The organism is Paraburkholderia sabiae (assembly GCF_030412785.1).
Taxonomy (GTDB): Bacteria; Pseudomonadota; Gammaproteobacteria; order Burkholderiales; family Burkholderiaceae; genus Paraburkholderia; species Paraburkholderia sabiae.
Genome location: NZ_CP125295.1, coordinates 618498 through 632706 on the forward strand (window position 1 = coordinate 618498; position 14209 = coordinate 632706).

Sequence of the window (14209 nt, forward strand, 5' to 3'; positions counted from 1 at the left end):
GCTTTGTTCGTGTGATTCAGGCCAGATCGCGCAGCCGGTGCTTGAGAATCTTGCCCGTCGATGCCGCGGGCAACGCGGCGAGCACCTTGATTTCAGCAGGGCGCTTGTAGGGCGCGAGGCGCGCTTCGCACCACGCGGCGAGATCGGCGGGCGTCGCAGTCGCGCCGCCCGTCAGTTCGACGAACGCCACGACTTCCTCGTTACCCTCGACGGCGCGCCCGATCACCGCTGATTGCACGACATCGGGATGCGCATTTAGCACATGCTCGACTTCCGCCGGATAGACGTTGAAGCCCGAGCGGATGATCAGCTCCTTGCTGCGCCCGGCGATATGCAGCGCGCCATCTGAGTCCTGACGCGCGAGATCGCCTGTCTTGAGCCAGCCGTCTTCCGTGACGGCGGCTTGCGTCTGCTGCGGGTTACGGTAGTAGCCGAGCATCACGTTCGGCCCGCGCACCCATAGCTCGCCCACTTCCCCTTGCGTGACGTCGACGCCATCCAGTCCGACGAAACGCACTTCGATGCCTGGAATCGCCTGACCGACGGAGCAGTCGGTGCGCGGCGATTCGATCATCGTTTGGGACACAGTCGGACTGCTTTCGGTCATGCCGTAACCGTTGTGCAGCGTGACGCCATAGACGCTTTCGACGCGCGACTTCAACGCGGCGTCGAGCGGCGAACCGCCGGAATAGGCGAAGCGCAGCTTTGGAGCGGACCACGGTAAGCCCTTAGCCTGCAGATATTCGAGCAGTTTGGCGTGCATCGCGGGCACGCCCTGGAAGATCGATACGTGCTCTTCGGCGAGCGCGTGTTGCACGGCGTCGGGCGAGAAGCGTGGCGCGAGCCTCAGCGTCGCGCCCGCATACAGGCTGCCGAGGCACACCGACGCGAGGCCGTACACGTGAGAGATGGGCAGCACGGCATACACGATGTCATCGGCATTGACGCGTCTGAGCGTGCTGGAGATGGCCGCGATGAACAGCAGATTGCGGTGCGAGAGCATCACGCCCTTGGGCGAGCCCGTCGTTCCCGTCGTGTAGATCAGCGCGGCACATTGGCGGTCGCTTGCGGCTTCGGCGGGTTCCGCTTGCGCGTTGTTGTCGAGCGCGTACGACCATGTGCCGATGTCCGCTGCAATTTGGTGTGCCGGCTGCGCGCCGTGGCGTTCGGCGTGCTGCCGAGCATCCGGCGATACGTCCACGGCATAGGCGGTGAGGCGCGGTTGCGCATGTGTGCGGATCGCGTCGAGTTCCGCCGCCGACAGCCGCGCATTCGACATTAACGCCCAGGCATCGAGCTTCGCGGCCGCGAACATCAGCACGATCTGCACGACGCTGTTTTCCGCGACGATCATCACGCGGTCGCCGGCGCGCACGCCCTGTTCGGCGAGTAATGCAGCGACGGCGTCGACGGCGTCCACGAGTTGCGCGCGCGTGAGACGCCGGCGATCTTCGATCAGCGCAACGTGCTGCGGATCGCGCAGGGCGATGCGCCGCGGAATGTCAGCGATGCGTTCCGGGAGAGCGGCGAGCAGCGCGGCCACGTCGACCGATTGCGGGACGGACTGCGAGCCGTCAGGCGAGTGCTGGGCTGTATTCAACGATGCCTCCTTTGACGGCGGGAGTTTACGCTTCAACTTCATGGAAGACGCGTTCCGAACGATCGTGCCACAGCCCCGAGGCCCGCACAATTGGCCGTTCGGCCAATGGCACGTCGGCTCGCGCGGACATTACAATGCGCCGATGAGCAAATCCAGACACGTTTCCGAAACGCCTGCCACGCAGTTTTTGCGTCGTCACAAGGTCGAGTTCGGCGAGCATCCTTACGATTACGTCGACCATGGCGGCACGGAAGAATCCGCGCGGCAACTCGGCGTCGACGAGCATCACGTCGTCAAGACGCTCGTGATGGAAGACGAGCACGCGAAGCCGCTGATCGTGCTGATGCACGGCGACCGCACGGTATCGACGAAAAATCTCGCGCGGCAGATCGGCGCGAAACGCGTCGAGCCGTGCAAGCCGGAAGTCGCGAGCCGGCATTCGGGTTACATGATCGGCGGCACGTCGCCGTTCGGCACGAAGAAGACGATGCCCGTGTACGTCGAATCGACCATACTCGAAATGGACCGGATCTATATCAACGGCGGGCGGCGCGGCTTTCTGGTGAGCATCGAGCCCGGCGTGGTTACGTCGCTGCTGTCGGCGAAGGCTGTGCAATGCGCGAGCGTCGAATGAGCGCGGTGGACTTTGCTTCCGCTTGTAAAAGCACGTGAAGGGTTCGGTAGAATGTGCGCCGTTGCGGCGGCGCGTGGTGCGCCGGCGCGTCTTGCGCATGCGGCACATGGAGACCAGCGTCGCCTGGTGCGCTTTCCGATACTGATAAGAGTTTCAACATGGAAAACCTGATTGTCGCCGTCCTGGCCTATCTGATCGGCTCGGTGTCGTTTGCCGTGATCGTCAGCGCCGCGATGGGACTGGCCGATCCGCGCTCGTACGGCTCGAAGAACCCCGGCGCGACCAACGTGCTGCGCAGCGGCAACAAGAAGGCCGCGATTCTCACGCTGATCGGCGACGCGTTCAAAGGCTGGTTCGCCGTCTGGCTCACGGGCCATTTCTCGGCGCAATTCGGACTCGACGACACGTCCGTCGCAATCGCCGCGATCGCCGTGTTTCTCGGCCACCTGTATCCGATCTTCTTCCGCTTCAAGGGCGGCAAGGGCGTGGCGACGGCGGCGGGCGTACTGCTCGCGATCAATCCCATTCTCGGTATCGCGACGCTGCTGACCTGGGTGATCGTCGCGTTCTTCACGCGTTATTCGTCGCTGGCGGCACTGTGCGCGGCGATCTTTGCGCCGCTGTTCGACGGCTTTCTGTTCGGCGCGAACGTGATCGCGCTGTCCATCGTGGCGATGAGCGCGCTGCTGATCTGGCGTCACCGCGCGAACATCGCGAAGCTGGTGGCGGGGCAGGAGAGCCGTATCGGCGACAAGAAGAAGGCCGAAGCGGCGGCGAACAAGCACTGAAACCGCAGTTGCGGTTCAGACTGTCACGCGCCGGCCAGTGAACCGGCGCATGACGGCGAACATCAATCGCGGAAGTTGTTGAAGTCGAGCGGCGTGTCGGTCACGTCCTTGCGCAGCATCGCGATCACGCTTTGCAGGTCGTCGCGCTTGGTGCCCGTCACGCGCACCGCGTCGCCCTGAATGCTCGCCTGCACCTTGATCTTGCTGTCTTTCACGAGCTTGACGATTTTCTTCGCCAGATCGCCGGACACGCCTTTCTTCACGGTGACGACCTGCTTGACCTTGTCGCCGCCGATCTTCTCGATCTTGCCGTAGTCGAGGAAGCGCACGTCCACGTTGCGCTTCGCCATTTTCGACACGAGCACGTCCTTCACCTGGCCGAGCTTGAATTCATCGTCGGCGAACGCGGTGAGTTCGCGTTCCTTCTGCTCGACGCGGGCGTCCGAGCCCTTGAAGTCGAAGCGCGTCGAGATTTCCTTGTTGGACTGCTCGATCGCGTTCTTCACTTCGATCATGTTCGCTTCGCTGACGACGTCAAACGATGGCATTGCTTTCTCCCATTTGTTTCAAAGCGTGCGGCGCCAGAAGGCTGCGCGCGACGCACTCGCTATAATCACGGACCGGTGTCATTTTACCGACGCCTTTCTCTTTTGCCCAAGGCTCGCGAGCGGCTTCCTTACCGCTTGCGCAGGTTCTGCCGGGCGTTTGCCACAACATCCGATGTCCCAGTCCGAACCGCTTCCGTTTATCGCCGATTTTCCGCTCAAGCCGCACAATACCTTCGGTTTCGACGTGCGCGCGCGCCTTGCGTGCCGGATCGAAAGCGAGGCCCAGCTGCTCGCCGCCGTGCGCGATCCGCGTGTCGTGGGCCTGCGGCGGCTCGTGCTGGGCGGCGGCAGCAACGTCGTGCTGACGGGCGATTTCGACGGACTCGTGCTGCTGGTCGCGCTGCGTGGCCGCAAGCTCGTCCGCGAAGATAACGACGCGTGGTACGTCGAAGCGGCCGCGGGCGAGAACTGGCACGAGTTCGTGTCGTGGACGCTTGCAGAGGGCATGCCCGGTCTCGAGAATCTCGCGTTGATTCCCGGCACGGTGGGCGCGGCGCCGATCCAGAATATCGGCGCGTACGGGCTGGAAATGTGCGAGCGCTTCGCGTCGCTGCGCGCGGTCGAACTGGCGACGGGCGAAACCGTCGAGTTCGACGCCGACGCGTGCCGCTTCGGCTATCGCGACAGCGTCTTCAAGCAGGAAGGGCGCGAGCGCTTCGTGATCGTGTCTGTGACGTTCAGGCTGCCGAAAGCGTGGGTGCCGCGCGCCGGTTACGGCGATATCGCGCGCGAGCTGTCCGCCGTCGGTCTCGGCGACGCAACGCCGACGCCTCAGGCTATCTTCGACGCCGTCGTCGCCGTGCGGCGTGCGAAGCTGCCCGACCCGCTCGCGCTCGGCAACGCGGGCAGTTTCTTCAAAAATCCTGTCGTCGAGGCGGCGCAGTTCGACGCGCTGCTTGCCAAGGAGCCCGAGATCGTCTCGTATCGTCAGCCGGATGGGCGCGTGAAGCTCGCGGCGGGCTGGCTGATCGACCGTTGTGGCTGGAAGGGGCGCGCGCTGGGCGCGGCAGGCGTGCATGAACGGCAGGCGCTGGTGCTCGTGAATCGCGGCGGCGCGACGGGCGCCGAAGTGCTGGCGCTCGCGAAGGCGATCCAGCAAGACGTGGCGCAGCGCTTCGGCGTGGAGCTGGAGGCCGAGCCGGTTTGTCTGTGAGCGGATTCGAGCGTCTGCTTTGGACGCAAGCCTGAAACAAAAAGCGCCGGATGTCGAATCCGGCGCTTTGTTTTGTGACGGCGCGTTGCCGTGCAGGCTCAGTGATTCAGCTTGCCGAGCAGCAGAAACTCCATCAGCGCCTTCTGCACATGCAGGCGGTTTTCGGCTTCGTCCCACACGACGCTCTGCGGCCCGTCGATCACCTCCGCGCTCACTTCCTCGCCGCGATGCGCGGGCAGGCAGTGCATGAAGAGGGCGTCCTTGTCGGCACGCGCCATCATGTCGGCGTCGACGCACCAGTCGGCGAACGCCTTCTTGCGTGCTTCGTTTTCTGCCTCGAAACCCATGCTGGTCCAGACGTCCGTGGTGACGAGGTCGGCGCCCTTGCAGGCTTCGTTCGGATCGTCGAATTCTTCGAAGAACGGCGCGCTTTCGGGCGCGACCATCGCGCGGTCGAGCTTGTAGCCCGGCGGCGTCGACAGGCGCAGCTTGAAACCGAGGATTTGCGCCGCTTCGATCCACGTGTACAGCATGTTGTTCGCGTCGCCGACCCAGGCGACCGTCTTGCCGCGAATCGGGCCACGATGCTCGTAGTACGTGAAGATGTCGGCCAGCACCTGACACGGGTGGTATTCGTTCGTCAGACCGTTGATGACGGGCACGCGCGAATTTTCCGCAAAGCGCTGAATGATGTCCTGGCCGAACGTACGGATCATGATGATGTCGACCATCCGCGAGATGACCTGCGCCGCGTCTTCGATTGGCTCGCCGCGGCCGAGCTGCGTGTCGCGCGTGCTCATGAAGACGGCGTGACCGCCCAGCTGGAAAATGCCCGCTTCGAACGACAGGCGCGTGCGCGTCGAGTTTTTCTCGAAGATCATCGCGAGCGTGCGGTCGTGCAGCGGATGATACGTCTCGTAGTTCTTGAACTTGCGCTTCAGGATGCGCGCGCGTTCGAGCACGTACTCGTAGTCTTCCAGCGAGAAATCGTTGAACTGCAGATAGTGGCGGATAGTCTTGGCGGTCATAAAACAAATACGGCGGGTTCACCCGGACGAAGATGCCGGACTGTGCCGCCGTTGTTTGTGGTAACTCAAATCAGCATAAAGGATTTTGAATGTTTTGACGAGTCAGCCAGAAGACATGTCGTGCCTGTCGGAATCTGCAAAGGTCTGTTCCGGGAGCCTTGTGTGCGGTGCGGAAAAACCCTGGCTGCGCTATAATCTCAAAGTTTTCTCAAAGCCCGGCGGGCAGGCTCCTACGCTTGCAGGACATGGCTTCCGCGCATCCGCTGGCGCACTCGTATGCGCCGCGCCGTGTGCCATCATGGCTGCTGCCCGAGGTGTCCTGGCTGGTTGTTCGTGGCAGACGAACGGCATATCAACTGCTGCTTCGCGCGGTCGCGAGACGTGTTCAGACAGCGTTTTCAGGCAATATCCTCGCGGGCTTATCACCGGCAGATCGCTGGGCAGTCACACAGGGTTTCGTACATGGCCGACACACCCCCAACCGAATATTTCATTCAAGGCATTACGTCGAGTGGACGAAAGTTTCGTCCGAGCGACTGGTCGGAACGGCTGGCGGGCGTGATGTCGTGTTACGGTCCGGGCGCGAGAGGGCCGAATGCCCGTCTGCAGTATTCGCATTACGTGCGCCCCACGTTGCTCGGCGATCTGAAGTGCGTGATTGTGGATTCGCGGTTGCGGGACATCGAGCCGATGGCTTTCGACTTCGTCATGAACTTCGCGAAAGACAACGATCTGCTCGTCACCGAGGCGTGCGAACTGCCGCCGGAACACGAAGCGCGCAAGGCACCGACACGCTGAGCGCCAGGTTTCCGGTGCGTCGACATCGGCGCAGGCAGTCGAACAATGGAACCCGCATCGGCGGGTTTTTTTGTGTCCGCTGGCTTTTGGTCACTCAAGATCAAAGTGACGTGCAAAACAAAAAAGCCCGCCAAAGCGGGCTTTCATGACGCAGCGGAAACAGGAAACAGCCCGCCTGAGCGAGCTGCCGGATTCGTGAATTTACTGCGCTGCGGGCGCTTGCAGAGCCTTGACGGCTGCAGCGAGGCGGCTCTTATGGCGAGCTGCCTTGTTCTTGTGAACGATTTTCTTGTCGGCAATGATGTCCAGCGTCTTTGCCGATGCCTTGAAGATTTCAGCGGCTTGCGCTGCGTCGCCGGCATCGATTGCCTTGCGGACAGCCTTGACAGCCGTGCGGTACTTCGAGCGCAGCGCCGAGTTGTGCGAGTTTGCCTTGGCGGCTTGGCGGGCGCGCTTGCGTGCTTGTGCGGAGTTAGCCATGACGGTTCCTTATCCTGTTCCTGTTTCCAGTGCCAGCCTTAGAAAGGGCAGGCGCTGCTTTTAGATCGAACCCTTGAGAGCGATTGCTCAAGGGCGCAAATAGACAAAACGACTGAGAACTACCGTGAAATCTCGCCCGTTCTGGCCCGGGTTGCGTAGAGCAAAAACCGAGGCAAAAGGTTTAGCGAGCTTCGAAACCGGCGATTATAGCAACAAAATCAGATACGTGGCAACCGCAGCGCGCGACGGCGTGGCGGATGGCCTGTCGCAGGCCGGGGCAGCGCGGTGCGGCTCTGGGAGCGCCGTGCCGTTGTGCGGGTGGACGCACGAGGTGTCGGCTGGTTTCCCGGTCGACACCTTTCGTTCACAAATTCGCCGTCAAATCGAACGCCTTTGCGGCAAATCGGTCCCAAACCCTTCGAATCGCCACGAATCGTGGCCCTGACACACTGACCGCCCCGGACGCACCCGTATAATAAGCGCCCCATGAATCTATTCCGAGCCCTGCTGACGGTCAGCGGCTTCACGCTGCTTTCGCGCGTGACCGGACTGGCCCGCGAGACGCTGATCGCCCGCGCTTTTGGCGCGAGCCAGTACACCGACGCGTTCTACGTCGCTTTCCGCATTCCGAACCTGCTGCGCCGCATTTCCGCCGAAGGCGCGTTTTCGCAGGCCTTTGTGCCGATCCTCGCCGAGTTCAAGAACCAGCAAGGTCACGACGCGACGAAGGCGCTCGTCGATGCCACCTCGACAGTGCTCGCCTGGGCGCTCGCCGTGATGTCGCTGCTGGGCGTGCTGGGTGCGTCGTGGGTCGTGATGGTGGTCGCCTCCGGTCTGCGCGGAGAAGGCCAGGCGTTCGCGCTCGCCGTGTCGATGACGCGGATCATGTTCCCGTACATCGTGTTCATCTCGCTGACGTCGCTGGCGTCGGGTGTGCTGAACACGTACAAGAATTTTTCGCTGCCCGCGTTCGCGCCCGTGCTGCTGAACGTTTCGTTCATCATCGCGGCCGTGTTCGTCGCGCCGCTGATGAAGGTGCCCGTGTACGCGCTCGCGTGGGCGGTGATCGCGGGCGGCATCGCGCAGTTCATCGTGCAGCTGCCGGGCCTCAAAAAGATCGACATGATCCCGCGCATCGGGCTCAATCCGCTGAAGGCGCTCGCGCATCGCGGCGTCAAGCGCGTGCTCGCGAAGATGGTGCCGGCGATGTTCGCTGTCTCTGTCGCGCAAATCAGCCTGATCATCAATACGAACATCGCGTCGCACATCGGGCCGGGTGCGGTGTCGTGGATCAATTACGCTGACCGTCTGATGGAATTCCCGACGGCGCTGCTCGGCGTCGCGCTCGGCACGATCCTGCTGCCGAGCCTGTCGAAAGCGCACGTCGATGCCGACGCGCACGAATATTCGTCGCTGCTCGACTGGGGCCTGCGCGTCACGTTTCTACTCGCCGCGCCGAGCGCTGTCGCGCTGTTCTTCTTCGCCGAGCCGCTCACGGCGACGCTGTTCCACTACGGCAAGTTCGACGGCAACGCCGTCGTGATGGTGGGGCGCGCGCTGGCCGCCTACGGCGTCGGCCTGATCGGCCTCATCCTGATCAAGATTCTCGCCCCCGGCTTCTACGCGAAGCAGGACATCAAGACGCCTGTGAAGATCGGCGTGTTCGTGCTGGTCGTCACGCAGCTGAGTAACTATGTGTTCGTGCCGATCTTCGCGCATGCGGGGCTGACGCTCTCTGTGGGGCTCGGCGCTTGCGTGAACGCGCTGTGCCTGTTCATTGGCTTGCGGCGGCGCGGCATCTATATGCCGTCGGCGGGTTGGTCGGTGTTCTTCGTGCAGTTGATCGGCGCGTGCCTCGTGCTCGCGGGCGTGATGCACTGGTTCGCGATCAACTTCGACTGGATCGGCATGCATGCCGAACCGCTGCGGCGCATGGTGCTCCTCGCGGCGTGCCTCGTGCTGTTCGCGGCGTTATATTTCGGTATGCTCTTGCTGATGGGCTTCAAGTACGCGTATTTCAGAAGGCGAGTGAAGTGATCACGATGACCCGGGTTCTCGACTATTTCAGTGCGCTCGTCGCCGAGGACGATGGGCTTCCGCTCACGGAAGCGGCGCTTTCGCTTGCGCAGGACGCCTATCCCGATCTCGATATGCAAGCGGTGCTCGCTGAGATCGACGAACTCGCATTGCGCGTCAAGCGCCGCATTCCCGACGACGCCGACATCCAGCAGCGCGTCGTCATTCTGAATCGCTACTTCTTCCGCGAGCTGGGTTTCGCGGCGAACGTCAACGATTACTACGATCCCGACAACAGCCACCTCAACATGGTGCTCAAGCGCCGGCGCGGCATTCCGATCTCGCTGGCAGTGCTGTATCTGGAGATGGCGTCGCAGGTCGATATTCCCGTGCGCGGCGTCGCATTCCCCGGACACTTCCTGCTGCGTGTCACGTTGCCCGAAGGCGACGCGATGATCGATCCGACTACGGGCCATCCGCTGACGGAAGCCGAGATGGTCGAGATGCTGGAGCCTTACGTGGCGAAGGCGGGCGAATCGGTGAGCCGCGCGCTGCGCATGCTGCTTCAGCCCGCGACGCGCCGCGAGATCATCGCGCGCATGCTGCGCAATCTGAAGGCGACGTATCTGCAGACGGAGCGCTGGCAGCGGCTGCTCGCCGTTCAGCAGCGTTTGGTGATCGCGCTGCCGGACAGCATCGAGGAAGTGCGCGATCGCGGCTTCGCGTATGCGCGGCTTGATTACTTGCGGCCCGCGCTCGAAGATCTCGAACGTTATCTCGGCGATCGGCCGGATGCCGAAGATGCGACTGTCGTTGAATCGCAATTGCTGGAGTTGCGGCAGCGCACACAGCACAACGACCGCGACTGACCAGACCGCTTGCTGCAACCGGAAACGCCTGCGTAATCCAATACGCAGGCGTTTTTCATTTCAAGCGACACCCAAAACGCGCTTACTTCGGCTGCATCCGGATCGCGCCGTCGAGACGAATCACTTCGCCGTTGAGCATCGGGTTGTCGAAGATCTGCTTGACGAGCATTGCGTACTCGTTCGGCTTGCCGAGGCGCGGCGGGAACGGCACCATCGCGCCGAGCGCGTCCTGCACCTCTTGCGGCATGCCGAGCAGCATCGGCGTTTCGAAGATGCCCGGCGCAATCGTCATCACGCGGATTGCGTTGCGCGACAGATCGCGCGCGACCGGCAACGTCATGCCCGCGACGCCCGCTTTCGATGCCGCATACGCCGCCTGACCGATCTGTCCGTCGAACGCTGCGACGGACGCCGTGTTCACGATCACGCCGCGTTCGCCGAGCGCGTTCGGCTCGAGCTTCGACATCTCTGCCGCCGCGAGGCGAATCATGTTGAACGTGCCGACGAGATTGATCGACACCGTGCGCGCAAACGAATGCAACGGATGCGGGCCGTCCTTGCCGACCGTCTTCATGGCAGGCGCGACGCCCGCGCAATTGACGAGGCCGCGCAGCGCGCCGAGCTTCGTCGCGGCTTCGACGGCTTGTGCTGCATCGTCTTCGCGGCTCACGTCGCATTTGACGAACACGCCGCCCAGTTCCTTCGCGAGCGCCTCGCCGGCGTCGTGGTTCAGGTCCGCGAGCACGACCTTGCCGCCGTTCTCCGCGAACAGGCGCGCCGTCGCGGCGCCCAGGCCGGACGCGCCGCCCGTGACCAGAAACACGTTGTCCTTGATGTCCATGTCTTCTCCTTGATGGAATGCGTGATCGCGTGATTTGGAATTGTTGTCGCCGATCGATTTTAACGGGTCGCTCTCACGCGTCAAACCGCGCAAACGGCATAGGACGAATGACGCGTGTGCGTCGTTATTGAGCAGCTGCGCTCAGTGCTCCGAACGAACCACGCGAGCAATAAGCGCGCAATAAAAAACCCGCCGTAAAAGGCGGGTTCTTTTGTGTGCTGCGCGCGATGCGCGATTACTTCAGCGCGTCGAACACGCGGGCACGGATTTCATCGACCGAGCCGAGGCCCGAGATGCGGCGATATTGCGGCGCCTTCAGCGACGTCGACGCATCGCCGTTCTGCGCCCAGCCGTTGTAGTAGTCGATCAGCGGCTTGGTCTGTGCGACGTACACGTCGAGGCGCTTCTTGACCGTTTCTTCCTTGTCGTCGTCGCGCTGGATCAGCGGTTCGCCCGTCACGTCGTCGACGCCTTCGACCTTCGGCGGATTGAACTTCACGTGATACGTGCGGCCCGACGCGGGGTGCATGCGGCGGCCGCTCATACGCGTGATGATCTCGTCGAACGGCACGTCGATCTCCAGCACGTAGTCGATCGCGACGCCTGCCTGCTTCATCGCTTCCGCTTGCGGAATGGTGCGCGGGAAGCCGTCGAACAGATAGCCGTTCGCGCAGTCGCAATCTTGCAGACGCTCTTTCACGAGATTGATGATGAGTTCATCCGTGACCAGTTCGCCCGCGTCCATGTAGCGCTTTGCTTCGATGCCGAGCGGCGTGCCCGCTTTCACCGCTGCACGCAGCATGTCGCCCGTCGAGATTTGCGGAATGCCGAACTTTTCCTTGATGAAGTTCGCCTGGGTGCCCTTGCCCGCGCCAGGAGCGCCCAACAGGATCAAACGCATTTGATATCTCCAGATCTATGTAAATTCTGTCTGGCGCGCCGCGCATCGATTATCTCTGCTGCAGTCAACGCTCTTGATTCTTTGTTGTCCGCTCTGATTGCCGGGCAGCTTTTCGCTGCCGGCTTCGCGCTGCACGTGTGAACGGCGCTGCGAAGCAAACGGCAAAACAGGCGAATTAAAAATACGGGCGAACGGTGATATCGATCAATGTGCATCGATATCGGATGAATCGCGCGAACGATCGATTATGCCATGCCTTTTTGCGCTGACGACCCGAAAAACGCCTGTACACGGGCAAGATCGTCGGGTGTGTCGACACCCGGCAGAGGCGCGTCGTGCGTGACGAGCACGGCGATGCGCTCGCCGTGCCACATGGCGCGCAGCTGTTCGAGCGCTTCGCTCTGTTCGATCGGCGAGATGGAGAGACTCGGGTAAGTACGGAGAAACTTCGCGCGGTACGCATACAGCCCGATATGCCGATGAACGGCGGCGGGCGCAGGCGGCGCAGGCATCTGCGCGACGTTCGGCCAGTGCGCCTGATACGCGTCGCGAGCCCACGGAATCGGCGCGCGCGAGAAGTACAGCGCAACGCCGCGCGCATCGAGCACGACCTTCACGACATTCGGATTGAAGACTTCGGCGGGATCGTGAATGGGATGCGCGGCCGTGGCGATCACGCAGCCGTCCGTTGCAGCAAGGTGCGACGCTACGCCGCGCACCAGCGCGGGATCGATCAGCGGCTCATCGCCCTGCACGTTGACGACGATCGTGTCGTCGCTCCAGCCGTAATGCGCGGCTACTTCCGCGAGACGGTCGGTGCCCGACGGATGATCGGCGCGCGTCATCATCACGTCGATGCCGTGTGCGCGCACGACATCGAAGACCTCTTGCGCATCGGTTGCGACCAGCACCTGCTGCGCGCCCGATTCGAGCGCGCGCTCCGCAACGCGCACGACCATCGGCTTGCCGCCGATATCGGCGAGCGGCTTGTTCGGCAGACGCGTCGAAGCGAGGCGCGCCGGGACCACGGCGATGAAGGGCGGAGTGTGCTGGGTGTCGTTCATGGAAGTGACAGCGGCCTCGGCGAGGCTGAGAAAGACGCGCCGCCTCACAGGCGGCGCGGTATGCGAGTTCGTATTGCGACCGGCGTGCGAGGCGTCATCATGCGATGCCGCGTTGCACGCAACGGCGCTCAGGCCACGGAGCCGGGGTTCAGATCGACAGGCGTGCCTTCGACCGTTTGCCGCGCTTCGTCGACGAGCATGACGGGAATGCCGTCGCGGATCGGGTAGGCGAGCTTGTCCGCGTTGCAGATCAATTCCTGCGCGGCGCGGTCGTAGCTGAGCGGACCCTTGCAGATCGGGCAAACGAGAATTTCAAGCAGGCGAGCGTCCACGGACTTTCTCCACAACAAGTGCAATGAGGCGATGATCGAGCGTGGCTTCGACGGGAACGACCCAAAGCCGCGCGTCATGCCAGGACCCCAATTTTACCGCATCCTTTTCGGTGATCAGGATCGCATCGGCGTCCACGTCGACGAACGGATTCGTGCTGAACGCATAGTGATCGGGCAACGCGCGCGTGTCGGGCGAGAGGCCCGCCGCGCGCAGCGTCGCGAAGAAGCGCTCGGGCGCGCCGATGCCCGCCGCGGCGAGCACGCGCTCGCCTTTGAATTGCGCGAGCGGGCGGCGCAGACGCGGATTGTCGAGATGCCACGCGTCGCCGGGCGCGAGATCGAGCGAGAAGGTGTTTGGCCACGGCGGCATCGCGCGGTCGTAGGGATTGTTGATCAGCGTGGCGTCGCGCTGGCGCGACAGCGGCTCGCGCAACGGTCCGGCAGGCAGCAGGAAGCCGTTGCCGCCCAGCCGGTGATCGAACACGACGATCTCCGCGTCGCGTTCCAGCCGATAGTGCTGCAAGCCGTCGTCGCTGACGATCACGTCGACATCGCGATGCGCCTTGCACAGCGCCTCGGCGGCCGCGACGCGATCGGGGCAGACGAACACGGGTGCGCCCGTGCGGCGCGCGATCAGCAGCGGTTCGTCGCCAGCTTGCGACGCCTTCGACGTCGGCGTGACGAGCGTCGGCTGCGTAATCTTCGCGCCGTAGCCGCGCGATACGACGCCAGGCGTGAAGCCTGCGCTGCGCAGCGCCTGCACCAGCGCGATCACCGTCGGCGTCTTGCCCGTGCCGCCGACCGTCACGTTGCCCACGATCACGACAGGCACGCGCACACGCACCGACTTCAGCCAGCCCAGTTTGAACGCCGCGCGTCGCCCGAGCGCGACCGCGCCGAAGACGCACGCAAGCGGCGTCATCGCCCACGCGAGCGGACCGCGCTGCTGCCACTCGCGCGCGATACGCGTTTCGAGGCGGGAAGCGAGATCGCTCATCGGCGGGCAGCCGGCTTGCGCGGCGCGTCAGACGGGACGGACAGGGCGGACACGGACATCAGCAGGCATCTCCGGGCGGTCGGTTGCATCGGCGGTTGGA

Annotated in this window: 15 protein-coding genes; 6 read left to right on the forward strand and 9 right to left on the reverse strand. The window is 63.2% G+C overall.

Annotation, left to right across the window (positions count from 1 at the left end):
- Positions 1-16: 16 nt before the first annotated feature.
- On the reverse strand, positions 17-1600 hold the full coding sequence (locus QEN71_RS02760) for a class I adenylate-forming enzyme family protein (RefSeq protein ID WP_201650691.1): 1584 nt from the start codon (positions 1598-1600) through the stop codon (positions 17-19).
- 142 nt (positions 1601-1742) lie between these two features.
- On the opposite strand from QEN71_RS02760, the gene ybaK reads away from it, so the two are divergent.
- Positions 1743-2234, forward strand: coding sequence for a Cys-tRNA(Pro) deacylase (gene ybaK, locus QEN71_RS02765; protein WP_201650690.1), 492 nt, complete (start codon positions 1743-1745; stop codon positions 2232-2234).
- A gap of 158 nt (positions 2235-2392) precedes the next feature.
- A complete protein-coding gene (gene plsY, locus QEN71_RS02770) occupies positions 2393-3022 on the forward strand; it encodes a glycerol-3-phosphate 1-O-acyltransferase PlsY (RefSeq protein WP_201650689.1) in 630 nt (209 codons plus the stop codon).
- Positions 3023-3084: 62 nt separating this feature from the next.
- On the opposite strand, the gene QEN71_RS02775 is transcribed toward plsY, so the two are convergent.
- Positions 3085-3570 carry a YajQ family cyclic di-GMP-binding protein gene (locus QEN71_RS02775; RefSeq protein WP_201650688.1) on the reverse strand — a complete coding sequence of 162 codons (486 nt, stop codon included), beginning with the start codon at positions 3568-3570 and terminating at the stop codon, positions 3085-3087.
- Positions 3571-3742: 172 nt separating this feature from the next.
- Here QEN71_RS02775 and murB point away from each other — a divergent pair, with 172 nt between their 5' ends.
- Positions 3743-4783: a UDP-N-acetylmuramate dehydrogenase gene (gene murB / locus QEN71_RS02780; RefSeq protein WP_201650687.1), complete on the forward strand. Its 1041-nt coding sequence runs from the start codon at positions 3743-3745 to the stop codon at positions 4781-4783.
- A 98-nt stretch (positions 4784-4881) separates the two neighbouring features.
- Here the strand turns inward: murB and argF are convergent, their stop codons facing one another.
- Complete coding sequence (argF, locus tag QEN71_RS02785) at positions 4882-5811, reverse strand: ornithine carbamoyltransferase (protein WP_201650686.1); 930 nt, start codon at positions 5809-5811, stop codon at positions 4882-4884.
- Positions 5812-6273: 462 nt separating this feature from the next.
- Here argF and QEN71_RS02790 point away from each other — a divergent pair, with 462 nt between their 5' ends.
- The gene (locus QEN71_RS02790) at positions 6274-6609 is read left to right on the forward strand and encodes a DUF3579 domain-containing protein (protein ID WP_201650685.1); all 336 of its coding nucleotides are present in this window, start codon (positions 6274-6276) and stop codon (positions 6607-6609) included.
- A 201-nt stretch (positions 6610-6810) separates the two neighbouring features.
- On the opposite strand, the gene rpsT is transcribed toward QEN71_RS02790, so the two are convergent.
- Positions 6811-7089: a 30S ribosomal protein S20 gene (rpsT, locus tag QEN71_RS02795; RefSeq protein ID WP_201650684.1), complete on the reverse strand. Its 279-nt coding sequence runs from the start codon at positions 7087-7089 to the stop codon at positions 6811-6813.
- Between the two features lie 486 nt (positions 7090-7575).
- On the opposite strand from rpsT, the gene murJ reads away from it, so the two are divergent.
- Both murJ and QEN71_RS02805 read left to right on the forward strand, forming a co-directional pair.
- Positions 7576-9126, forward strand: a complete 1551-nt coding sequence (murJ, locus tag QEN71_RS02800; protein ID WP_201650683.1) for a murein biosynthesis integral membrane protein MurJ — start codon at positions 7576-7578, stop codon at positions 9124-9126.
- Between the two features lie 5 nt (positions 9127-9131).
- On the forward strand, positions 9132-9974 hold the full coding sequence (locus QEN71_RS02805; RefSeq protein ID WP_201650835.1) for a SirB1 family protein: 843 nt from the start codon (positions 9132-9134) through the stop codon (positions 9972-9974).
- Positions 9975-10056: 82 nt separating this feature from the next.
- Here QEN71_RS02805 and QEN71_RS02810 read toward each other — a convergent pair whose 3' ends face one another.
- The 5 genes from QEN71_RS02810 to lpxK all read right to left on the reverse strand — a co-directional run bounded on the left by QEN71_RS02810 (position 10057) and on the right by lpxK (position 14109).
- Complete coding sequence (locus QEN71_RS02810; protein ID WP_201650682.1) at positions 10057-10815, reverse strand: 3-hydroxyacyl-CoA dehydrogenase; 759 nt, start codon at positions 10813-10815, stop codon at positions 10057-10059.
- Between the two features lie 235 nt (positions 10816-11050).
- Complete coding sequence (gene adk, locus QEN71_RS02815) at positions 11051-11716, reverse strand: adenylate kinase (RefSeq protein ID WP_201650681.1); 666 nt, start codon at positions 11714-11716, stop codon at positions 11051-11053.
- 245 nt (positions 11717-11961) lie between these two features.
- On the reverse strand, positions 11962-12780 hold the full coding sequence (kdsB, locus tag QEN71_RS02820; protein ID WP_201650680.1) for a 3-deoxy-manno-octulosonate cytidylyltransferase: 819 nt from the start codon (positions 12778-12780) through the stop codon (positions 11962-11964).
- Between the two features lie 128 nt (positions 12781-12908).
- Positions 12909-13112 (reverse strand): Trm112 family protein, encoded by a 204-nt coding sequence (locus QEN71_RS02825; protein ID WP_007180583.1) that lies wholly within the window; start codon positions 13110-13112, stop codon positions 12909-12911.
- Positions 13093-14109 carry a tetraacyldisaccharide 4'-kinase gene (gene lpxK, locus QEN71_RS02830; protein ID WP_201650679.1) on the reverse strand — a complete coding sequence of 339 codons (1017 nt, stop codon included), beginning with the start codon at positions 14107-14109 and terminating at the stop codon, positions 13093-13095. Before lpxK ends, QEN71_RS02825 begins: the two co-directional genes overlap by 20 nt.
- Positions 14110-14209: the final 100 nt, after the last annotated feature.

Bases quoted from the DNA above. Each gene is read 5' to 3' on its own strand.
- kdsB (WP_201650680.1), bottom strand. From the start codon at position 12,780: ATGAACGACACCCAGCACACTCCGCCCTTCATCGCCGTGGTCCCGGCG.
- ybaK (WP_201650690.1), top strand. From the start codon at position 1,743: ATGAGCAAATCCAGACACGTTTCCGAAACGCCTGCCACGCAGTTTTTG.
- murJ (WP_201650683.1), top strand. From the start codon at position 7,576: ATGAATCTATTCCGAGCCCTGCTGACGGTCAGCGGCTTCACGCTGCTT.
- QEN71_RS02775 (WP_201650688.1), bottom strand. From the start codon at position 3,570: ATGCCATCGTTTGACGTCGTCAGCGAAGCGAACATGATCGAAGTGAAG.
- QEN71_RS02790 (WP_201650685.1), top strand. From the start codon at position 6,274: ATGGCCGACACACCCCCAACCGAATATTTCATTCAAGGCATTACGTCG.
- plsY (WP_201650689.1), top strand. From the start codon at position 2,393: ATGGAAAACCTGATTGTCGCCGTCCTGGCCTATCTGATCGGCTCGGTG.
- argF (WP_201650686.1), bottom strand. From the start codon at position 5,811: ATGACCGCCAAGACTATCCGCCACTATCTGCAGTTCAACGATTTCTCG.
- QEN71_RS02805 (WP_201650835.1), top strand. From the start codon at position 9,132: ATGACCCGGGTTCTCGACTATTTCAGTGCGCTCGTCGCCGAGGACGAT.
- lpxK (WP_201650679.1), bottom strand. From the start codon at position 14,109: ATGAGCGATCTCGCTTCCCGCCTCGAAACGCGTATCGCGCGCGAGTGG.
- murB (WP_201650687.1), top strand. From the start codon at position 3,743: ATGTCCCAGTCCGAACCGCTTCCGTTTATCGCCGATTTTCCGCTCAAG.
- adk (WP_201650681.1), bottom strand. From the start codon at position 11,716: ATGCGTTTGATCCTGTTGGGCGCTCCTGGCGCGGGCAAGGGCACCCAG.
- rpsT (WP_201650684.1), bottom strand. From the start codon at position 7,089: ATGGCTAACTCCGCACAAGCACGCAAGCGCGCCCGCCAAGCCGCCAAG.
- QEN71_RS02810 (WP_201650682.1), bottom strand. From the start codon at position 10,815: ATGGACATCAAGGACAACGTGTTTCTGGTCACGGGCGGCGCGTCCGGC.